This is a genomic window from Stagnimonas sp. FW305-C-60 (genome assembly GCF_058782965.1).
Map to the genome: position 1 here is coordinate 692,443 of NZ_JBYSYF010000002.1, position 19,755 is coordinate 712,197.

The following is a 19,755-nucleotide window of genomic DNA, read 5'->3' on the forward strand; positions in this document are numbered from 1 at the left end:
CCTGGGGCGGCGCCCGTCATACCGGCACCACGTCGAAGTTTTCCTGCGGGTAATAGGCCTCGGACTGCAGCCGGATCGGGCGCTTGAACTGCGCCTCCAGCTCGGCCAGGCCGCCGGACTGCTCCTGCAGCTTCTCGATCACTGGCGGGCTGGCCAGCACCAGGAAGCTCTTGGCGTCGTACTGGCGGGCGGCGCGCTTCACCTCGCGGGCGATGTCGTGGCAGACCGTCTCGACGGTCTTGATGTGGCCACGGCCGCCGCAGCTGGGGCAGGTTTCGGTGAGGATGTGGCCCAGCGATTCGCGGGTGCGCTTGCGGGTCATCTCGATCAGGCCCAGCGGCGAGAACGGATGCACATGGGTGCGCGCCTTGTCACGCAAGAGCTCGCGCTCCAGCGCCCGCAGCACCTGCGCGCGGTGGTCGGCATTGGGCATGTCGATGAAGTCGAGGATGATGATGCCGCCGAGGTTGCGCAGCCGCAGCTGGCGGGCGATCGCCTGGGTCGCCTCCAGATTGGTCTTCAGCACCGTCTCTTCGAGATTGCGATGGCCGGTGAAGGCGCCGGTGTTGACGTCAATGGTGGTCATCGCCTCGGTCTGGTCGATCACCAGATGGCCGCCGGACTTCAGCTCCACCTTGCGCTCCAGGGCGCGCTGGATCTCGTCCTCCACACCATAGAGGTCGAAGATCGGCGCCTGGCCGTCGTAGCACTCGATGCGGGTCTCGGCCTCGGGCACGAACACCTTGGCGAACTCCTGCACGCGCTGGCATTCCGCCGGGCTGTCGATGCGGATGCGCTCGACCTCGGCATCCATCAGATCGCGCAGGATGCGCATCGACAGCGGCAGGTCGCCGTGCACCAGGGTGCCGGGCTTGCTCTCGGCGGCCAGCCGCTCGATGTCGGCCCACAGCCGCACCAGGAAGCGCATGTCGTGCGAGATCGCCTCCTCGCTGGCGCTCTCGGCGGCGGTGCGGGCGATCACTCCCCAGTAAGGTGCGAGCTGCGGCGCCAGGCGCTCCATGACTTCTTTCAGGCGCTCGCGCTCGGCCTCGTCCTCGATCTTGGCGGAGACGCCGACGTGCTTCTCGAACGGCAGCATCACCAGATAGCGGCCGGGCAGCGAGATCAGGGTGGTGAGCCGCGCGCCCTTGCTGCCCAAGGGGTCTTTGACGATCTGCACCAGCACATGCTGGCCTTCGTGCAGCAGGCTTTCCACCGGCGGCGGCGGTGCGTCCGGCGGCGAACCCTCCGGCCGCAGCATGTCGTTGACGTGCAGAAAAGCGGTGCGCTCCAGGCCGATGTCGATGAAAGCGGCCTGCATGCCCGGCAGCACCCGCTTCACCGCGCCCTTGTAGACATTGCCGACCAGGCCATAGCGGTGCGCGCGCTGGATGTGGATTTCCTGCGCCGAGCCGCCCTCCACCAGGGCGACGCGGGTCTCCTGGGGCCCGATGTTGACGAGTATTTCGGTGGTCATGAGGACCGATGGTAGATAGTCAGGGCTGAATAGTCGCCGAGAACCGGCACGCCGGTCACCGCCGGTACGGCTCAGACTGCGGCGACCGGCCCCGGATGGATGCCGAATTGCGCCAACAGTTCAGCGGTTTCCGCCAGCGGCAGGCCGACCACGCCGCTGTAACTGCCGCGCAGGGCGCGCACATAGCGCCCGCCCAGACCCTGGATGGCGTAGGCACCGGCCTTGTCCGTCGGCTCACCGCTGGCCCAATAGGCCAGCGCCTGCGCGCGGTCCAGGCTCACGAACTCCACTTCGGTACGGGTCGCGACCACCTCTTCGCGGGCGCCATCGACCAGGGCCACCGCGCTGATCACCTGATGGCTGCGGCCGGACAGCGCCAGCAGCATCGCGCAGGCGTCCTCGGCGCCGCGCGGCTTGCCGAGGATGCGGCCATCGAGGCTGACATCGGTATCGGCACCCAGCGCCGGCCGGCCGCTGCGGGCGTGGGCGGCGCGCGCCTTGTCCAGCGCCAGCCGGCGGGCATAGGCGAGCGGCGCCTCGCCGGGCGCGGGGACTTCCGGCAGGTCGACCGGCAGGCAGTCGAAGACATAACCCTGCTCGCGCAGCAGCTGCACACGGCGCGGCGAGCGGGAGGCCAGGACGAAGGGAGCGGCGGTCATGACGGCAGGTCGGGCGGCCAGCCGGGCGCGAACGCCCGCTACCGCCGCGGCTTCAGTCTCCCGGCTTGATCTTGCCGGCGCGCAGCAGCTTGAAGCGCTCGATGTCGACGCTGAACTGCGCCTCGGTCTGGCTGCGCTCCTCGCCCAGGCGCTGCACCAGCTGCAGGTTGTCGACCAGCGAAGCCTCGAAGGTCTCGATCTGCTTGGCCAGCTCCGGCGGCGGCGGCTTGCCGTCGGCTCGCGCGCGCAGCTCCTCAAGGATCTTCTCGTTGTCGGCCACCGCCTTGCGGGCCAGCACGGCGCGGCCGTCGATGGTGGCGATGCGCTCCTCGCGCGCCGCCTGCAACTCGGCGACGCTGGTATAGGACTGCAGCAGCGTACGGTCGAGCACCGCGCGGCGGGCGGCCTCCTCGCGGGCGGCCTGGGCGGCGCGCTGCTGCTCCAGCTCCTCGGCGGTGGGTTCGCGCGGCACCGCGCTGGTCACCAGACCCTGGCGGTTGAGCGTTTCGCGCCCCTGCTTGGAGTCCTGCGGCGGAATCTTGTCGCCGAAATGGACCTGGCCCTTTTCATCGACCCAGCGGTAGAGCTTCTTGCCTTCCGCCGCGCCGGCCTCGGGAGCCAGCACCAGCAGACCCAGCAGCAAGGCCGGCAGCAGCCGGCGCCACGCGCCCCGCGAAACCCCGCCGTCGATGTCACTGCGCCCGGACATGCTGCCTTCCGCTAGCTGAAGAATCCTGGCGCTCAGTTTACGCCGTAGCGGGCCTGGTAGGCCTCGATGGCCTCCACCACGCCCTCCGGACCGGCCGCGCCCTGGGCGCGCAGGTAGGCAAGAACCTCGCGCACCGTCACCAGCGGAATCACCTTGACGCCGGTGTCGGCCTCCATCTCCGCCACCGCCGAGAGGCTGCCCTTGCCCTTTTCCATGCGATCCAGGGCGATCACCGCTGCCACCGGATTGGCGCCGGCGGCGCGGATCATCGCCACCGCCTCGCGCAGGGCGGTGCCGGCGGTGAGCACGTCATCGACGATCACCACCCGCCCCTGGACCGGCGCGCCGACCAGGGTGCCGCCCTCGCCGTGATCCTTGGCTTCCTTGCGGTTGTAGGCGTAGGGCACGTCGCGGCCCTGCTCGCTGAGCGCATAGGCCACCGCGGTGGCCAGCGGAATGCCCTTGTAGGCCGGGCCGAACAGCATGTCGAACTCCAGCCCCGCCAGCTGCAAGGCCTGGGCGTAGGCGCGTGCCAGCCGCGCCATCGCCGCGCCCGAGCTGATCTTGCCGAGGTTGAAGAAGTAGGGGCTGCTGCGCCCGGACTTGAGGGTGAACTGGCCGAATTTCAGCACCTCGTGCTCAAGGGCGAGTTCGAGGAAGGCGGTCTGGTGGGGGAGCATGGCTTTCGTGCGAGACTTCTGTGGGTCGCCATTGTCCCAAAAATGCCACCCCAACCCCATGCGCATCGTCTCCCTCAACTGCAACGGCCTGCGCTCGGCCGCCAAGAAGGGCTTTTTCGGCTGGCTGGCCAAGAGCGGCGCCGACCATGTCTGCCTGCAGGAAACCAAGGCCCAGCCGGAAGACCTGGCCGATCCCTTGTTCCACCCGCCGGGCTGGCAGCTGCATTTCCACAGCGCCAAGAAGAAGGGCTATGCCGGCGTGGCGATCTACAGCCGCCAGCAGCCGGACCGCTGGATCGACAACTTTGGCGCGCCGGAATTCGACGATGAGGGCCGCTACCTGGAGGCGCAGTTCGGCAAGCTCTCGGTAATTTCCCTGTACCTGCCCTCGGGCTCGGCCGGGCCGGAGCGGCAGGCCAGCAAGGATCGCTTTCTGGACCTCTTCCCTTCGCATCTGGAGCGGCTGCGCAACAGCGGCCGCGAGGTGGTGATCTGCGGCGACTGGAACATCGCCCACACCAAGCTCGACCTCAAGAACTGGCGCAGCAACCAGAAGAACTCCGGCTTTCTGCCCCACGAGCGGGCCTGGAAGGACAAGCTCTATGGCGAATGGGGCTGGGTCGACGCCTACCGCAGCCTGCATCCCACCGAAGAGGGCGAGGCCTACACCTGGTGGAGCAACCGCGGCAATGCCTGGGCCAACAACGTCGGCTGGCGCATCGACTACCAGGTGATCTCGCCAGCGCTGCAAGCGCGCCTGCTGTCCGCCAGCGTCTACAAGGCGGAGCGGTTTTCAGACCACGCTCCCTTGATCGTGGATTACGCCGACTAAAAGGCTAGCTAGGCGCGCAGCCCCTGCCCTTTAGCCGCCCGAGGTTTCCCGGAGCAGTTCCGCAATCCGGTCGAGATCCGGAATCAGCGCCTCGGAATTGCCGATGCGGACGCGCGCGAGCACGTACTCGGGCCGATCCGACTCGCGCAGCGGCAGCGGCGCCAGCGCCACCCGGCTCAGCGTCACCAGGTGCGGATAGCCCTGGCAGACCAGGGCATAGGGCTTGTCTTCCGGCCGCTCGCCCAGGGCGTGCAGCACCACCAGGCGCGAGCGCCGGCTGAGCGGCGCGGCGAGGCCGCCGTTGAGGGTTTCGAAATTCACCGCCTTCAGGCGCTGGTTGCGCCAGTTCACCTGGCCGGCAAGCCAGCGCGCGCCGCCTTCGGGCTCCGGCTCCAGGCTGTCCTGCGCCAGCGCCTCGGCGATCAGGGCGTTGGGCAGCACCAGGGTGTCGTCGCGCAGGGCCAGCAGCACGCAGTAGAGCTGTTCGGGAACCTGCAGGGCCTCGCTCATACCCGCTGCTCCGCCAGCACGCTACGAACCTCGGTCATCAGCTGGTCTTCCTGGTAGGGCTTGATCAGGTAACGGTTGACGCCCAGGCTGGCGGCGCGGGCGCGGTGCTTCTCGCCCGAGCGCGAGGTGATCATCAGGATCGGCACGCCGGCGATGCGCTCGCTGTTGCGCACAAAACTGGCCACCTCGAAACCGTCGGCGCGCGGCATCTCGATATCGAGCAGGATCGCCGACGGGGTTTCGGTTTGCAGCAGGGCGATGGCGTCGAGACCGTCCTTGGCGGTCATCACCCGGAAACCGTGGCGCAGCAGCAGACGCTCGGCGACGCGACGCATGGTGATGGAGTCGTCGACCACCAGGATCAGCTCACCCTCGCGATCACCATCGTCCAGCTCGGTGCCGGCGGCGGCGCGGGCGGCGGCCTCGGCGATCAGCTTGCGGCGCGCGCGATCGACGATCAGCGCCGCCGGGTCGAGGATCAGCACCACCTGGCCATTGGGCAGGATGGTGGCGCCGGCGACGCCGGAGATCGACGACAGCTGCGGCCCCACCGCCTTCGACACCACTTCGCGGTTGCCGAGCAGGCCGTCGACGATCAGCGCCGCGCGGCGCTCGCCGCCGCCCAGGCCCTCACCCAGGCGCACCAGTACCGCCGGCACCGTGCGCGCCTCGGCCGGCGGCACGCTGATCGGCAGGTCGATGAGGTCGGCCAGATGCCGCACCCGGTAGTCGTGGCCGCCGTAGGCGAACGACAGCGCGCCTTCAACGCTGGCCTGCGCCAGCAGGCTCACCGGAATGCGGGCGATGCCGTCGATGGCGGTGAGCGGCAGCGCATAGCTCTCGTGACCGACCGCCACCATCAGCGCCTGCGACAGCGCCAGACTCAAGGGCAGGCGGATGATGAAGCGAGTGCCCTTGCCGGGCACCGAGCGCAGTTCCAGCGCGCCGCCCAGCTGCTTGACCTCGCTGGCCACCACGTCGGTGCCGACGCCGCGTCCGGCGTTCTGGGTGAGATTGCCGGCGGTGGAGAAGCCGGACTCGAAGATGAACTGGGCGACGTCCTCGTCGGCGAGCTTGGCCTCGGCCGGCATCAGGCCCTTCTCGATGGCCTTGCGGCGGATGGCGCCGAAATCCAGGCCGCGGCCGTCGTCGGCGATTTCCATCGCCAGCTGGGTGCCTTCGCGCTTGAGCGAGACCATCACCGTGCCGACCGGCGATTTCTCCGCCAGCGCGCGCTGCTCAGGCGTTTCCAGGCCGTGCACCACGGCATTGCGCAGCAGGTGCTCCAGCGGCGCGGTCATGCGCTCCAGCACGTTGCGGTCCAGCTCGCTCTCGACGCCGCTGAACACCACTTCGGCGTACTTGCCTTCCTCCTGCGCGGTCTGGCGCACCACGCGCTGCAGACGCGCCACCTGGCGCGAGAACGGCACCATCAGGGTGGCCATCAGGCCCTGCTGCACCGCCGCGCCGACCCGCGCCTGCTGCTGCAGCAGCACCTGCGCTTCGTCGACCGACTGCTCCATCGAGGTCTTCACCGAGGCGAAGTCGTTGACCGATTCGGCGAGCGCGCGCGACAGCTCCTGCATGCGCGAGTAGCGGTCCATCTCCAGAGGATCGAAGTCCTGCGCGTAGCGGTCAGGACCCTGGGCGCCAAAGCCACGGGCGGCGATCTGCGCCTCGGTCTCGACATCGAGCAGGCGCAGCTGCTCGCGCAGGCGCACCACGGTCTGGGTCATTTCGTTGAGCTGCGCCTGCAGCGCGGCGTTCTGCTGCTCCAGACGCGAGCGGAAGATCGAGATCTCGCCGGCCTCGTTGAGCATGCTGTCCAGCGCTTCCACCGGCACCCGCGCCAGCTCGCGCCGGCCGCTGGCCTGGCTGTTGTCTTCCTGCGGCCGCCAGTACAGCTCGGCACGCCAGCCAGGCGGTGCCGCCGACATCGGCATCGGCGCGCTGAGCGGCGCGGGTTCGGCGGTCGCCGCCGGCGCTTCCAGCTCGACCGGAAAATCGACATCCGCCGGCGCTTCCGACTCGCGCACGGTGACCGTGTAATGGCCGCGCGCCAGGGCATCGTGCAGATGCTCCATGGTCTCCAGCTGCTCGCGCAGAGACTGCTGCTCGTCGCCGCTGGGCGGCGTGCCGCGCAGGGCCAGCATGCCGATCTCGGTTTCCAGGTTATGGGCGAGATCGCCCATGTGACTGAAGCCGGTCATGCGCGCGCCGCCCTTGAGCGTGTGCAACGCGCGCTGCAACTCGCGCACCGCTTCCTCGTCGCGGTAGTCGCGGCTCCAGGAGGTCAGCCCGGAGTCGATCGCCTCCAGCATCTCGGTGGCTTCGGCGACGAAAATATTGGCCAGCTCGGGGTCGATCTCGCCATCGCTGACCAGCACCGGCTTCTTCTCGCGGCGCGCCACCGGCGTGCCGAGGAATTCGCCATCGGGTTCGGCATTCAGCGCCGGATGCTCGTTGATGTCCGGCAGGGCGCTGCGCGCTTCCAACTCCGGCAGCTCCTCCAGCACCGCGGCCGCGCCGCCGTACTCGGCTTCCGGCGGCTCGGTGGCGGCGGCGTTCCAGTCCCAGCTGCCCGCCGGGTCGGCGAAGGCCGGAGCCGGGGCAGCCAGGGTGGCGCCGGAGTCGAAGCTCGACGGCACCACCGGGGCCGGCGGCGGCGCCAGGGTTTCCGACAGCGCCGACTCGGAAGGCTCGGCGGCAGGCTCGGGCGCCAGCTGCACCGGCACCTCGGCGACCGCCTGCTCCATCACCGGCACCGCCGCCAGCAGCGCGGCGTGGGTGAGCTCGCCGTCCTGGCGGCCGACGGCGACCTGGCTGAGCCGGGTCTCGAGCGTTTGGGCGACATCGCCCAGCGACAGCAGGCCGGCCATGCGGGCGCTGCCCTTGAGCGTGTGCAGCGCGCGCAGCAGCGCCTCCGGCGGCGCCTGCAAACCGGTCAGCCGCCAGTCGGCGAGACCTTCGCGCAAGTCCTCGAACAGCTCGGCGGCCTCGCTCTGGAAGATCTCCGCCAGCTCCGGGTCCAGCGGCTGCGCCGGCGGCTCGATCACCGGCAGCGGCTCGGCGGAGGTGGTGGCTTCCAGCGCGGAGTCCGGCGCCGGTTCGATCCAGCCGGCGTCTTCGCCAATGAAGCTCGCCACCGGCGCTTCCGGGCGGGCGAACGAAACCACCTCAATCCGCTCGTCGCTGCTGGTCGCCACCGCCTCGACCTGGGCCGGCTCGACCTCGACCTCGGCGGGCGGCGACGGCGCGTCGGCCTGTGCCGGCAGCTGGCTCAGCCGCTCGGCCAGGGCGCGGCCGTTGTCGCGCAGGCTGCCTTCACGGAAGCGGTCGAGATATTGGTAGAACTGCTCCAGCGCCTCGGCCAGGGTCTGGAAGAAATGGGCATCGGGCCGGTCGCCATCCAGGCGCCTCAGGCGCTCGGCGAGCGCGCCGCAGGTGAGCGCCAGCGCGCCGCAGCCGGCGTCCCGCGCCAGACTCTGCAACTGCTCGGTCGCGCTGGCCAGCGGGCCGGCATGGCTGCTGTCCTGGGCGGCGCCGGCCCAGGCAATCAGTTGCTGCTCCAGGCCCTGCAAGTGATCGAAGGCGGCGTTGACGAAGGACTCGCGGCGCTGGCTGCCACCGCCCTCGCCCGGCGGCGGCAGGAAGCTGCGCGCGGCCTCGATGCGGGCCAGCCAGTCGCTGGCCGGCGGCAGCTCGGCGGTACCGGCCTGCGCCACCCACTCGCGCAGCACCGGCAGCGCCTCCTGCAGCAGCGCGCGCAACTCCGGCGGGATCGGCAACTCGGACTCGCGCAAGCCCTCGAGCAGGGCTTCGAAGGCGGCGGCCAGCTCGCTGAGCGGCGCGGCATTGACCACCGCGGCGCTGCCCTTGAGCGTGTGCAGGGCGCGCACCGCCTCGGCGTCGACCAGCAGCGAGCTATCGGATTCCAGCCACTGGGACAGATAGGCGAGGCGATCCTGGGCGTCCTCGCGGAACACGCTCAGGACCTCGTCTTCGATCATCTGCGGCGCCCGGCCGCTGGCCAGGAACTGCGCATGCGCGATCAGGGTCTGCGCCTGCGGCTGTGGCGGCTGGCCGTGACGGAACTGCTCGAGCAGCGCCGGCAGCAGATGCACCGCCTGCTCCACCGCCTCGACCACCGCCGGATTGGTCGGCAGCGCGCCTTCCAGGCAGCGGTTCAGCAACTGCTCCATGGCCCAGCCCAGCTCGCCGAGCTGGTCGGCGCCGACCATGCGGCCGCTGCCCTTGAGGGTGTGGAAGGCGCGACGGATCTCGGCCAGGCCCTCGCGGTTCTGCGGCGCGCGGCGGAACCCCGGCAGCGCGCGCAGCAGCAGCTCGCGCACCTCCTCGGCCTCTTCCAGGAAGATGCCGCGGATCTCGGGATCTTCCTCGGCGGCGGACGGACCCTCGGGCTCGGCGGCGGGTGTCGGCGCCGGGCCGGCGGCCAGCTCGGCCTCGGTGTTCGCCAGCAGCGTCAGCAGTTCGGCCTCGGCGTGATCGGTGGCCTCCGGCGCTTCTTCCTGCGCGCTGAACCGCAGGCGTTCGATGGCCAGGCCCAGCTCGTCGAGCAGGCGCTCGGTGCTGGGCAGCGCGTCGCGCAGCGCCTCGATGTAGATCTCCAGCCCGGTGATCGCCTCGGCAAAGCGCGCCGCCTCGGCAGGGTCGCTGCGCAGCTTCGGGAAGGCCGCCACCCGCAGCCAGTGCTCCAGGCGCGCGGCGAGGATGCCGGCACGCTCGCGGTCGAGCATCACCAGGCCGGCGGCAACCTCGTTGAGCAGCTGCGCCGGCTCCTCGCTGGACGGCAGGCTGCCGTCCTTCACATAGGCATCGAGCAGGGCCTTGAGGCGGGCGAGGTCGACCAGCATCTCGCGCAGCAGCGCGGCGATGCCCTCGTGCAGATCGCGCGAATGCGGCACCTCGATTTCGAGTTCCGGGATCGCGGTGCCGTCCGGGCGCAGCTGCCGCAAGGGCCGCAGCAGGGCGCTCTCGATGCTGTGCTCGACGGTCAACAGCGCGGTAGCCAGTCGGATCCAGCGGCCCTCGCCCTCGGCACCGGTGGTCAACTCGGAGAGCCCGGCGGCCTGGTTGACCAGCACCTGTTCCAGCTGATTCAGCCCCAGCAGCGCCAGGGTGCGCGCCACCCGCAAGGTGCGCTCGCGGGTGCCGGTGAAGGTATCGGCTTGCAGCCGCCCGGCGCGGCGCGCAAGGTCGATTTCGTCCTTGATCTGGGCGAGATCGCGGCGCACTTCCTCGGTGACTTTTTCCAATAGCCGGGTGTTGGGGCCGCGCAGGCGCCGGCGGGCTTCGGAGAGCTGCGGCTCGGCGGGCACGCTGCCGATCAGCGGCAGGGCCTCGAACAGCGGCTGCCAACGCGGACCGCTGTAGTCGAGCGCGGTGGCATGGGCGATCAGCCGCCAGACGGTCTCGCCGGCCTGCTCTCCAGCCACCGCCTCGCCCTGTTCGGCCAGGAGCTTGAGCTGCTGGCCCATGCGCCCGAACCAGCGCTTGAGTTCCAGCGAGTCGGCCTGCGGCTTGGCGCGCAGGGAATCGGTGGCCGCCGCGCAGGCGGTCCAGAGCAGATAGACGCCGGGCAGCGTCGCCTGCGCCGCCAGCTGTTCGCAGACCCGGCACAGCCGCGCCAGGGCGGCGTCGCTGTCCTGGCCCTTGAGCCATTGCAGCAGCAGGGTCTGGAACGGCTGCAGGAGCTTGCGGGCGACGATGGCGGCATTGCCGGGCAGCCGTGGCGGCTCATCCGGCACCGGCAGCACCGGCGCCAGTTGCAGCAGCTGGGCGACGAACAGATCGGCCTCGGTCAGCGCCGGGCGGCCACGCGCCAGCCGCAGTTCGGCAATCACCGGCTGCAGCACCGCGGCGCGGTCGGGCTGGCCGAGCAACAGGCCGTCGAGGTAATCGGACAGCTGCAGGGTGGCGCCGCTGATCGCCGCCAGGGTTTCTTCCGGGCGGGCGGCGCGGTCTTCCAGCACATCCTCGGCGGCGGCGCGCAGCTCGCCGGCAAGCAGCGCTGCACCGATACTGCGCACCATCTCCAGCGCGCCGGCGACCTGCACCAGCAGGGCCAGGGCGTCGCGCAGGGCATCGCCTTCCTGCGGCGCGTCCTGGTGCTGGTCGAGCAGCAGACGCACCCGGTGCAGGGCGGCGTCGATCTCCGCACGCATCCACTTCAGGCCATTGGCCATCAGGAACGGCGGGCGGGTCAGCTCACCAGCCGGCATGGGCAAACTCCGCGCTGGCCACCAGTTTGTTGAAGCTGAGCGCCAGCCAGGGCTGGCCCTCGCGCTCGAAGGCGCCAAGCAGATAGGGCTCGAAGGCGGGCGCGCCGGTCATCAACTCATGCCGCTGATCGGCCAGGGCAAACTGGCGATGGCCGGCGACTTCGTCGACCAGAAAGCCGACCGGCACCCGCAGCGAATTGAACACCAGCACTCGGCTGCCCGGCGCATCGGCGCGCCGCGGCAGGCCCAGGAACTGCGCCAGATCGGCCACCGCCAGAATGCCGCCACGCACGTTGGCCACGCCGAGCAGCCAGGGTTTGGCGCCGGGCGTGCGGGTGAGTACCGGCGGAGTGATGATTTCGCGGACGTCGTCGCGCGGCGCCACGCACCAGCGGTCGCGCACGCGAAAACCCAGGCCCAGCCAGAATTCCGAACGCCGCTGGGCGACATCCGGACGCGCCGAGCGGACTCGGGCTTCCAGCGCCGCCAGCAGCTCGTAGGGCGCGTCGCGCAGGGCTTGCAGCTCGACCGTCATGCGCGGGTCACTGGCCGGGTTTCAGGTAGGCCTTGACCGCGCCGAGCAGTTCATCCTTGGTGAAGGGCTTGGTCAGATATTCGTCGGAGCCGACGATGCGACCGCGCGCGCGGTCGAACAGGCCGTCCTTGGAGGAGAGCATGATCACCGGCGTCGCCGCGTACTTGGCATTGCCCTTGATGAGCGCGCAGGCCTGATAGCCGTCCAGGCGCGGCATCATGATGTCGATGAAGATGAGGTCGGGCTTCTGGTCGGCGATCTTCGCCAGCGCCTCGAAGCCGTCGGCCGCGGTGACCACCTCGTAGCCCTCTTTCACCAGCAGCGTCTCGGCGGTGCGGCGGATGGTCTGGGAGTCGTCGATGACCATGACTTTGGCCAGGGCCTTGGCCGCCTGTGCAGTCGCGGGGGATGCTTCCGTGGGCACTGAGCGGGTCTCCGGGAGTCGCGGGCACCACGCCGGGCGCACGCCAATGTAAGTACGGGTCGAGTACAAGCTTGAATTGCGAAGAAGTAATAGCACACTCGCCGCGCCGGCCGCACCTCTTGCAAGCCCAGCATCGGGCCCCACTTGAGATAGGCTTTTGGCCAAGCATCCAAGCCGCCTCCGCCCGCAACCCCCGCAGCGGTGCGACGGCATCCGTTCCCGCTGTGATCTGAGGTCCTCATGCCCGACGCCCGGCATCCTTCTGTACCCAACCTCACCACCGCCCATAGCGCACCGCTGTTGCGCTTCGAGAAGCTGCTGCTGGAAAAAGCGCCGCAGATCGAGGGCTGGTTCCGTCGCGAGTTCCACAAGACTCCGGCGCCGTTCTACTGCTCGGTGGATCTGCGCAACGCTGGCTATAAATTGGCCGTGGTCGATACCAATCTGTTCCCGGCCGGCTTCAACAACCTCAACCCGGCCTTCGAGCCGCTGGCGGTGCACGCCCTGCAGTCGGCCTTCGAAAAGCTGATGCCCTCGGCCTGCAATGTCGTGCTGGTGCCGGAAAACCACACCCGCAACCTCTATTACCTGGAGGCGGTCGCCACCCTGCGCGACCTGATCACCAAGGCCGGCTACTTGGTACGCATCGGCTCGATCAACCCGGCGGTGACCGAGCCCATGGATCTCGCCCTGCCCTCCGGCAAGAGCCTGCGGCTGGAGCCCCTGAAACGCGAGGACGACCGGGTCTACGTCGAAGGCTTCAAACCCTGCCTGGTGCTGCTGCACAACGATCTCTCCGGCGGCCGCCCGGCGATCCTCGAAGGCTTGAAGCAGCCGGTGGTGCCGCATCCCAAGCTCGGCTGGAGCGACCGCCTGAAAACCCAGCACTTCGCGCTCTACCAGGAAGTCTGCGAGGACTTCGCCGAGCAGTTCGGCATCGACCCCTGGCTGGTCAACCCCCTGTTCCGCAACTGCGGCGAGATCAACTTCCTCAAGCGCGAAGGCGAGGAATGCCTGGCCACCAATGTCGAGCTGCTGCTGGAAGACATCAAGGCCAAGTACGCCGAGTACGGCGTCACCGACGAGCCCTTCGTGATCGTCAAGGCCGATGCCGGCACCTATGGCATGGGGGTGATGACGGTGAAGTCGGTGGACGACATCCGCAACATCAACCGCGACACCCGCAAGAAGATGGCCAGCGCCAAGGAAGGCAAGGAAGTCACCGGCGCGATCATCCAGGAAGGTGTCTACACCTTCGAGCATTGGCAGGACGAAACCGAGGGCGCGCCGCCGATGACCGCCGAGCCGGTGGTGTACATGATCGACCATTACGTGGTGGGCGGCTTCTACCGGGTGCATGCCGGCCGCTCCAACACCGAGAACCTCAATGCGCCGGGCGCGCAGTTCCGGCAGCTGGCGTTCAACAATGCCTGCAACTGCCCGGAGCCCAGCCAGGCGCCGGATGCCGAACCCAACCGCTTCTACGCCTACGGCGTGGTCGCCCGCCTGGCCCTGCTGGCCGCCGCCCGGGAAACCGTGGCGGCGATGGCCAGCGATGCCAACTAAAGGCTTAAAACCATGACCTTTACCTTGGGGGTCGTCATGGACCCCATCGCCGGCATCAAGCCCTACAAGGACACCACCCTGGCGCTGATGCTCGCCGCCCAGAAGCGTGGCTTCGCGCTGCGCTATTTCGAGATGCACGACCTCTGGCTGCGCGACGGCGTGCCTTACGGCCGCGCCACCCCGGTGAAGGTGTACGACGACAAGAAGCACTGGTTCGAGCTGGGCGAGCCCGAGGAGATGGAGCTGGGCCGGCTCGACGCCATCCTGATGCGCAAGGACCCGCCCTTCGATCTCGAATACATCACCGCCAGCTACATCCTGGAACGCGCCGAACAGGCCGGCGCCCTGGTGGTCAACAAGCCCGCCTCGCTGCGCGACTGCAACGAGAAGGTGTTCATCAGCTGGTTCGCCGAGCTGTGCGCGCCCACCCTCATCAGCCGCGACGCGGCGCGCCTCAAGGCCTTCCACGCCGAGCAGCGCGACGTCATCTACAAGCCCCTGGACGGCATGGGCGGCGCCGGCATCTTCCGGGTGCGCGAGGACGGCCTGAACCTGGGCAGCGTGATCGAATCGCTGACCCAGAACGGCCGCCACACGATCATGGCGCAGCGCTATCTGCCGGCGATCGTCCATGGCGACACCCGGGTGCTGATGGTCGATGGCGAGGCGGTGCCCTTTGGCCTGGCGCGGGTGCCGCAGGGCAGCGAGACCCGCGGCAATCTCGCCGCAGGCGGCAAGGGCGAGCCGCGGCCGCTGACGCCGGCGCAGTGGCACATCGCCAGCGTGGTCGGGCCGGAGTTGAAGCAGCGCGGCCTGCTGTTCGTCGGCCTCGACGTGATCGGCGACCGCCTCACCGAAATCAATGTCACCTCCCCCACCTGCGCCCGCGAGATCGACGCCGCCTTTGGCACCGACATCGGCGGGCTGCTGATCGACGCCATCCAGACCCGCCTCGCCGTCCGCCGCCCATGAAGCCCGCTCTGCTTCTGCTCTCCGCACTGGCGCTCGGCGCCGGTGCCGCCGGTGCCGACACGCCGACCACCGCGCCGCTGGCCGAGGCGCAGCAGCGGCTGGTCGAGGCGGCGCTGGCCTCCGACTACACCTGGCGACAGACCGCCGCGCTCGCCGATGGCATCGGCCAGCGCCTGTCCGGCTCGCCCGGCGCGGCGGCGGCGGTGCAGTACGTCGCTGGCGAGCTGCGCCGCCTGGGCCTGGAGGTCAGGCTGGAACCGGTGAAGGTGCCGCACTGGCAGCGCGGCACCGAACAGGCCGCCCTGGTCGCCTGGCCCGGCCGCCCCGCCGGCCTGGAGCAGCGCCTCGCCCTGCTGACCCTGGGCGGCAGTGTCGCCACCCCGCCCCAGGGCCTGGTGGCGCCGGTAGTGCCGGTGCGCGACTACGCCGAGCTGGAGCGCCTGGGCCGCGCCGGCGTCGCTGGCCGCATCGTGCTCTACACCGCCGCCTTCGACGAAGCACTCAACCAGGGCGGCTACGCCGGGCAGGCCTATGGCGGCGCGGTGGACTACCGCGCCAACGGCGCCAGCCGCGCCGCCGCGCTGGGTGCGGTGGCCGCACTCAACCGCTCCGCCGGCTGGGGCGACAACCGCCTGCCGCACACCGGCGCCCTCAAGTACGCCGAGGGCGTGGCGAAGATTCCAGCGGCGTCGCTGAGCAGCGAAGACGCAATGCTGATCGAGCGCCTGGCCGCGCAGGGCGAGGTGCGCCTGCGCCTGAAGCTGACGCCGCAGACCCTGCCCGACGCCGACAGCTACAACGTCGTCGCCGACCTCAGGGGCCGCGAACGGCCCGAGGAGGTGGTGGTGATCTCCGGCCATCTCGATTCCTGGGACGTCGGCACCGGCGCCCAGGACGACGCCAGCGGCGTGGCGGTGGCCATGCAGGCGGCGCAACTAATGAAGAGCCTGGGTCTCGTCCCGCGCCGCACGCTGCGGGTGATCGCCTGGATGAACGAGGAGAACGGCCTGGCCGGCGGCAAGGCCTATGCCGCCGCGCACGCCGCCGAGCTGGGCCAGCACGTCGCCGCCATCGAGATGGACATGGGCGCCGGCCATCCCATGGGCTTTCTGGCGCAGCTGCCGCCGGAGGCGATGCCCGCCTTGGCGCCGCTGGCCAAGCTCCTGGCCGGTATCGGCGCCGGAGTGGCGCAGCACAGCATAGGCGGCGTCGGCGCCGACATCGGCCCCCTGGCCAAGGCCGGCGTGCCCGGCTTCGCGCCGCTGGTCGATGGTCGCGACTACTTCCGCATCCACCACACCGAGGCCGACACCCTGGACAAGATCAACCCTCGACACCTGGCCGAGAACGCGGCGGTGCTGAGTACGCTCGCCTACACCCTGGCCGAAGCTGAGGCCCTGCCCAGACTGCCGGTGGTGACTCCCTGATGGGCAGCCGCAAACCGCCGGCTAAGCTTGCAGCGCCCGGAGGCGGCCGGAATACTGCCGCCATGTCCGAAGCCGATAACGAATACCTCAGCAACCAGTTCCTGATCGCCATGCCGGCGCTGGAAGACGAGCACTTCAACCACTCCGTCACCCTGCTCTGCGAACACAGCGACCAGGGCGCCCTGGGCCTGATCATCAACCGCCCTCTGCAGCTCAAGCTCACCGAGATGCTCGACCAGATGGAGCTGCCGCACAGCGCGCTGGACCAGGACAGCAGCATCTACTGGGGCGGGCCGGTGGCGCCGGAGCGCGGCTTCGTGATCCACGAGGGCGCCGGCGAGTGGGACTCCACCATGGTGGTCGGCGGCAATCTCTACATCACCACCTCGCGCGACATCCTCAAGGCCATCGGCGAGGGCCGTGGCCCCAAGCACTACTTCGTGGCCCTGGGCTATGCCGGCTGGACCGCCGGCCAGCTGGAATCGGAGATTCTCTCCAACTCCTGGCTCAACACCCCGGTGGACTCGGCGATTTTGTTCCGCACTCCGGCCGCCGAACGCTGGAAGCTCGCCACCCGCCTGCTCGGCGTGGATGTCACCCAGCTCGGCGGCGAGGCCGGCCACGCATGAGGCGGCCGGCGCTGTGAGCACCTATCTCGCCTTCGATTTCGGCGAGAAGCGCATCGGCACCGCGGTCGGCGACAGCATCACCGGCCAGGCGCGGCCGCTTGCCACCCTCACCGGCGGTCTGGAGGCGGCGCTGCGGCTGATCGGCGAATGGCGGCCGAAGGCGCTGATCGTCGGCCTGCCGCTCAACGAGGACGGCTCCGAGCAGGCGATCACCACCAAGACCCGCGCCTTCGTCAAACAGCTGGAGGCGCGCGGCAAGCTGCCGGTACATCTCGCCGACGAGCGCTACTCCTCGCGCGCCGCCGACGACGTGCTGCGCTCGGCGCGCGCCTCCGGCGCGATGAACCGGCGGGTGCGAAAGGGCGACAGGGACGGGCTAGCGGCTAAAATCATCCTCGAACAATGGCTCGCGACCGCCCAAGAATGAATCTCCAGCTCGACGAACAGGGCCGCCTCAAGCATCTGCTGACCACCGAAGGCCTGCCCCGCAGCCTGCTGGAGCGACTGCTCGACCGCGCCGAACCCTATGCCCGCGCCGCCGAGGCCGGGGTCAAGAAAGACCCGCTCCTGGTCGGCAAGACGGTGGTGAACCTGTTCTTCGAGAACTCCACCCGCACCCGCACCACCTTCGAGCTGGCCGCCACCCGGCTGTCGGCGGACGTGGTCAATTTGCAGGTCTCGGCCAGCTCCACCGCCAAGGGCGAGACCCTGCTCGATACCCTGAAAACCCTGGAGGCGATGCAGGCCGACCTGTTTGTGATCCGCCACGAGGCCTCGGGTGCGGCGCAGTTCTTCGCCGAGCACGCCGCCCCCGGGGTGGCCATCCTCAACGCCGGCGACGGCCGCCACGCGCACCCGACCCAGGCGCTGCTCGACGCCTTCACCATCCGTCGCCACAAGCAGAAGTTCGAGGGACTGTCGGTGGCGATCGTCGGCGACATCGTCCACTCGCGCGTCGCCCGCTCCAACATCCACGCGCTGCGCACGCTGGGCTGCACAGACCTGCGGGTGGTCGGCCCGCCGACGCTGATCCCGGCCGGCATCGCCGAGCTGGGGGTGAGCGTCGAGCACGATCTGATGCGCGGCCTGGAGGGTGTGGACGTGATCATCCTGCTGCGGCTGCAGAAGGAGCGCATGGTCGGCGCCTTCCTGCCCTCGCTGGGCGAGTTCCACCGCGGCTACGGCCTGACCCGCGAGCGGCTGGCGCGGCTCAAGCCGGAAGTGCTGGTGATGCATCCGGGGCCGATCAATCGCGGTGTCGAAATCGAGGGCGAAGTCGCCTACGGACCACAGTCGCTGATCATCGAACAGGTGAAGAACGGCGTCGCCGTGCGCATGTCGGTGATGGCGGAAATCCTGGCGAATACGCAATGAGCAACAGCCCCTCCTCCCTGCTGATCAAGAACGTCCGCCTGCTCGACCCGGCCGGCGAGAGCGACACCGTCACCGAGGTGCTGCTGCGCGACGGCGCCATCGCCGCGCTCGGTGCCCAGGCCACCGCCGGCGGCGGCGAGTCGCTGGACGCCAGCGGCTGCTGGCTGCTGCCGGCCGCCACCGACCTCGCCGCGCGCCTGCGCGAGCCCGGCGCCACCCAGAAGGCGACCATCGCCTCCGAGGCCCGCGCCGCGCTCGCCGCCGGCGTCGCGACGCTGTGCATGCCGCCCGACACCAAGCCGGTGGCCGACACCCCGGCGCTGATCGACCGCATCCACGCCAAGGCCGCCGAAGCCGGCGCCGCCCGGGTGCTGGTGCTGGGCGCGCTGACCCAGGGCCTGGCCGGCGAGGCGCTGGCCGAACTCTCGGCGCTGAAGGCGGCCGGCGTGGTCGGCGCCAGCAATGGCCAGCGACCGCTGGCCAATGCCCTGGTGGCGCGGCGCGCGCTGGAATACGCCCACGGCCTGGGACTCACCGTGCATGTGCAGGCGCTGGAGCCCGCGCTCGCCAACGGCGGCTGCGCTCACGAGGGCGCGGTCGCCACCAGGCTCGGCCTGGCCGGCATCCCGGTGGCGGCCGAGGTGGCGGCGATCCGCCAGTGGATCTCGCTGGTGGAGGACACCGGCGGCCGCGTGCACTTCGGGCGGCTATCCTCGGCGCGCGGCGCCGAGCTGGTGGAAAGCGCCCAGCAGCGCGGCCTGCCGGTGAGCGCCGACGTCGCCATCCACCAGCTGTTCCTCACCGACGCCGCGCTGGAAGGCTTCAACGCCCAGGCGCATCTGCTGCCGCCGCTGCGCAGCGAGGACGACCGTCAGGCGCTGCGCGCGGCGCTGGCACGCGGAGTGATCGCCGCGCTCTGCTCCGACCACCAGCCGCACGAGCCGGACGCCAAGATCAATCCCTTCCCGCTCACCGAGCCCGGCACCAGCAGCGTCGAGACGCTGCTGCCGCTGGCACTGGAGCTGGTCCACGAGGGCCTGCTGACGCCGTTGCAGATGGCCGAGCGCCTGAGCCTGGGCCCGGCCCGGGTGCTGGGCCAGCAAACCCCGGCGCTCAAAGCCGGCGCCCGCTTGCCGCTGGTGCTGCTCAAGCCGCAGGCACCGTGGACGCTGCAGCCGCAGGACCTGCTCAGCCGCGGCCGCAACAGCCTGTTTGCCGGCAAGCGCTTCCAGGGCCGGGTGCTGCGGGTTTTTCCTTGAGGGCAGAGCCGCTCTGGTGCTGCCGCCTGCGCGCGGAATCGTGTAACTTCACCGCATCATCGCTGCTGCTCAAAATTTCCGGGAGGAACGCATGGCCCGCGTCATGATCGTGGACGATTCACCCACCGATGTGCACAACATCAAGTCCATCCTGACCAAGGCCGGTCACGCGGTGCTGGAGGCCACCTCCGGCCAGGACGCGCTCGACCGCATCAAGAGCGAGCGGCCGGACGCGGTGATCATGGACGTGGTGATGCCGGGCGTGAACGGCTTCCAGGCCACCCGCATGCTGTCGAAAGATCCGAGCACCGCCAACATTCCGATCGTCGTCATCAGCTCCAAGAACCAGGAGTCCGACCGCATGTGGGCCCTGCGCCAGGGCGCCAAGGAATACGTGACCAAGCCGATCAAGGAAGCCGACCTGCTCGGCAAGCTGGCGCAGGCCCTGGGCGGCAAGTGA

Annotated in this window: 17 protein-coding genes; 9 read left to right on the plus strand and 8 right to left on the minus strand. The window is 69.8% G+C overall.

The window, feature by feature from the left end; genetic code table 11:
- Nucleotides 1-16: 16 nt before the first annotated feature.
- From rng to pyrE, 4 genes are all read right to left on the minus strand, one after another.
- Nucleotides 17-1,477 carry a ribonuclease G gene (gene rng / locus AC3WT6_RS10140; RefSeq protein ID WP_492653456.1) on the minus strand — a complete coding sequence of 487 codons (1,461 nt, stop codon included), beginning with the start codon at nt 1,475-1,477 and terminating at the stop codon, nt 17-19.
- A 71-nt stretch (nt 1,478-1,548) separates the two neighbouring features.
- A complete protein-coding gene (locus tag AC3WT6_RS10145; RefSeq protein ID WP_492653457.1) occupies nt 1,549-2,136 on the minus strand; it encodes a Maf family protein in 588 nt (195 codons plus the stop codon).
- 52 nt (nt 2,137-2,188) lie between these two features.
- Nucleotides 2,189-2,845, minus strand: a complete 657-nt coding sequence (locus AC3WT6_RS10150; RefSeq protein ID WP_492653458.1) for a DUF4124 domain-containing protein — start codon at nt 2,843-2,845, stop codon at nt 2,189-2,191.
- A 32-nt stretch (nt 2,846-2,877) separates the two neighbouring features.
- Nucleotides 2,878-3,525: an orotate phosphoribosyltransferase gene (gene pyrE, locus AC3WT6_RS10155; RefSeq protein WP_492653459.1), complete on the minus strand. Its 648-nt coding sequence runs from the start codon at nt 3,523-3,525 to the stop codon at nt 2,878-2,880.
- A 58-nt stretch (nt 3,526-3,583) separates the two neighbouring features.
- On the opposite strand from pyrE, the gene AC3WT6_RS10160 reads away from it, so the two are divergent.
- Complete coding sequence (locus tag AC3WT6_RS10160) at nt 3,584-4,357, plus strand: exodeoxyribonuclease III (RefSeq protein WP_492653460.1); 774 nt, start codon at nt 3,584-3,586, stop codon at nt 4,355-4,357.
- 30 nt (nt 4,358-4,387) lie between these two features.
- On the opposite strand, the gene AC3WT6_RS10165 is transcribed toward AC3WT6_RS10160, so the two are convergent.
- From AC3WT6_RS10165 to AC3WT6_RS10180, 4 genes are read right to left on the minus strand one after another with little or no spacing between them, the layout of a single operon-like run.
- Nucleotides 4,388-4,867: a chemotaxis protein CheW gene (locus AC3WT6_RS10165; RefSeq protein ID WP_492653461.1), complete on the minus strand. Its 480-nt coding sequence runs from the start codon at nt 4,865-4,867 to the stop codon at nt 4,388-4,390.
- Nucleotides 4,864-11,109, minus strand: a complete 6,246-nt coding sequence (locus tag AC3WT6_RS10170; RefSeq protein ID WP_492653462.1) for an Hpt domain-containing protein — start codon at nt 11,107-11,109, stop codon at nt 4,864-4,866. Before AC3WT6_RS10170 ends, AC3WT6_RS10165 begins: the two co-directional genes overlap by 4 nt.
- On the minus strand, nt 11,096-11,644 hold the full coding sequence (locus AC3WT6_RS10175) for a chemotaxis protein CheW (protein ID WP_492653463.1): 549 nt from the start codon (nt 11,642-11,644) through the stop codon (nt 11,096-11,098). Before AC3WT6_RS10175 ends, AC3WT6_RS10170 begins: the two co-directional genes overlap by 14 nt.
- Nucleotides 11,645-11,651: 7 nt before the next feature.
- Nucleotides 11,652-12,011 carry a response regulator gene (locus tag AC3WT6_RS10180; RefSeq protein ID WP_492653830.1) on the minus strand — a complete coding sequence of 120 codons (360 nt, stop codon included), beginning with the start codon at nt 12,009-12,011 and terminating at the stop codon, nt 11,652-11,654.
- A gap of 297 nt (nt 12,012-12,308) precedes the next feature.
- Between AC3WT6_RS10180 and gshA the strand changes: the two genes are divergently transcribed.
- From gshA to AC3WT6_RS10220, 8 genes are all read left to right on the plus strand, one after another.
- Nucleotides 12,309-13,634 carry a glutamate--cysteine ligase gene (gene gshA / locus AC3WT6_RS10185; RefSeq protein WP_492653464.1) on the plus strand — a complete coding sequence of 442 codons (1,326 nt, stop codon included), beginning with the start codon at nt 12,309-12,311 and terminating at the stop codon, nt 13,632-13,634.
- A 12-nt stretch (nt 13,635-13,646) separates the two neighbouring features.
- Entirely contained in the window at nt 13,647-14,606 is a 960-nt protein-coding gene (gene gshB / locus AC3WT6_RS10190; protein ID WP_492653465.1) for a glutathione synthase, read from the plus strand.
- Complete coding sequence (locus AC3WT6_RS10195; protein WP_492653466.1) at nt 14,603-16,033, plus strand: M20/M25/M40 family metallo-hydrolase; 1,431 nt, start codon at nt 14,603-14,605, stop codon at nt 16,031-16,033. The genes gshB and AC3WT6_RS10195 overlap by 4 nt, the downstream gene beginning before the upstream one ends.
- Nucleotides 16,034-16,095: 62 nt before the next feature.
- Nucleotides 16,096-16,662: a YqgE/AlgH family protein gene (locus tag AC3WT6_RS10200; protein WP_492653467.1), complete on the plus strand. Its 567-nt coding sequence runs from the start codon at nt 16,096-16,098 to the stop codon at nt 16,660-16,662.
- A gap of 13 nt (nt 16,663-16,675) precedes the next feature.
- Complete coding sequence (gene ruvX, locus AC3WT6_RS10205; RefSeq protein WP_492653468.1) at nt 16,676-17,089, plus strand: Holliday junction resolvase RuvX; 414 nt, start codon at nt 16,676-16,678, stop codon at nt 17,087-17,089.
- A complete protein-coding gene (locus tag AC3WT6_RS10210; RefSeq protein WP_492653469.1) occupies nt 17,086-18,036 on the plus strand; it encodes an aspartate carbamoyltransferase catalytic subunit in 951 nt (316 codons plus the stop codon). The genes ruvX and AC3WT6_RS10210 overlap by 4 nt, the downstream gene beginning before the upstream one ends.
- Complete coding sequence (locus tag AC3WT6_RS10215; RefSeq protein ID WP_492653470.1) at nt 18,033-19,295, plus strand: dihydroorotase; 1,263 nt, start codon at nt 18,033-18,035, stop codon at nt 19,293-19,295. The genes AC3WT6_RS10210 and AC3WT6_RS10215 overlap by 4 nt, the downstream gene beginning before the upstream one ends.
- A gap of 91 nt (nt 19,296-19,386) precedes the next feature.
- A complete protein-coding gene (locus AC3WT6_RS10220; protein WP_492653471.1) occupies nt 19,387-19,755 on the plus strand; it encodes a response regulator in 369 nt (122 codons plus the stop codon).

Bases quoted from the DNA above. Each gene is read 5' to 3' on its own strand.
- pyrE (WP_492653459.1), bottom strand. From the start codon at position 3,525: ATGCTCCCCCACCAGACCGCCTTCCTCGAACTCGCCCTTGAGCACGAG.
- AC3WT6_RS10170 (WP_492653462.1), bottom strand. From the start codon at position 11,109: ATGCCGGCTGGTGAGCTGACCCGCCCGCCGTTCCTGATGGCCAATGGC.
- AC3WT6_RS10215 (WP_492653470.1), top strand. From the start codon at position 18,033: ATGAGCAACAGCCCCTCCTCCCTGCTGATCAAGAACGTCCGCCTGCTC.
- AC3WT6_RS10200 (WP_492653467.1), top strand. From the start codon at position 16,096: ATGTCCGAAGCCGATAACGAATACCTCAGCAACCAGTTCCTGATCGCC.
- AC3WT6_RS10180 (WP_492653830.1), bottom strand. From the start codon at position 12,011: ATGGTCATCGACGACTCCCAGACCATCCGCCGCACCGCCGAGACGCTG.
- AC3WT6_RS10160 (WP_492653460.1), top strand. From the start codon at position 3,584: ATGCGCATCGTCTCCCTCAACTGCAACGGCCTGCGCTCGGCCGCCAAG.
- AC3WT6_RS10165 (WP_492653461.1), bottom strand. From the start codon at position 4,867: ATGAGCGAGGCCCTGCAGGTTCCCGAACAGCTCTACTGCGTGCTGCTG.
- gshA (WP_492653464.1), top strand. From the start codon at position 12,309: ATGCCCGACGCCCGGCATCCTTCTGTACCCAACCTCACCACCGCCCAT.
- rng (WP_492653456.1), bottom strand. From the start codon at position 1,477: ATGACCACCGAAATACTCGTCAACATCGGGCCCCAGGAGACCCGCGTC.
- AC3WT6_RS10195 (WP_492653466.1), top strand. From the start codon at position 14,603: ATGAAGCCCGCTCTGCTTCTGCTCTCCGCACTGGCGCTCGGCGCCGGT.
- AC3WT6_RS10220 (WP_492653471.1), top strand. From the start codon at position 19,387: ATGGCCCGCGTCATGATCGTGGACGATTCACCCACCGATGTGCACAAC.
- AC3WT6_RS10145 (WP_492653457.1), bottom strand. From the start codon at position 2,136: ATGACCGCCGCTCCCTTCGTCCTGGCCTCCCGCTCGCCGCGCCGTGTG.
- gshB (WP_492653465.1), top strand. From the start codon at position 13,647: ATGACCTTTACCTTGGGGGTCGTCATGGACCCCATCGCCGGCATCAAG.
- AC3WT6_RS10175 (WP_492653463.1), bottom strand. From the start codon at position 11,644: ATGACGGTCGAGCTGCAAGCCCTGCGCGACGCGCCCTACGAGCTGCTG.
- AC3WT6_RS10210 (WP_492653469.1), top strand. From the start codon at position 17,086: ATGAATCTCCAGCTCGACGAACAGGGCCGCCTCAAGCATCTGCTGACC.
- AC3WT6_RS10150 (WP_492653458.1), bottom strand. From the start codon at position 2,845: ATGTCCGGGCGCAGTGACATCGACGGCGGGGTTTCGCGGGGCGCGTGG.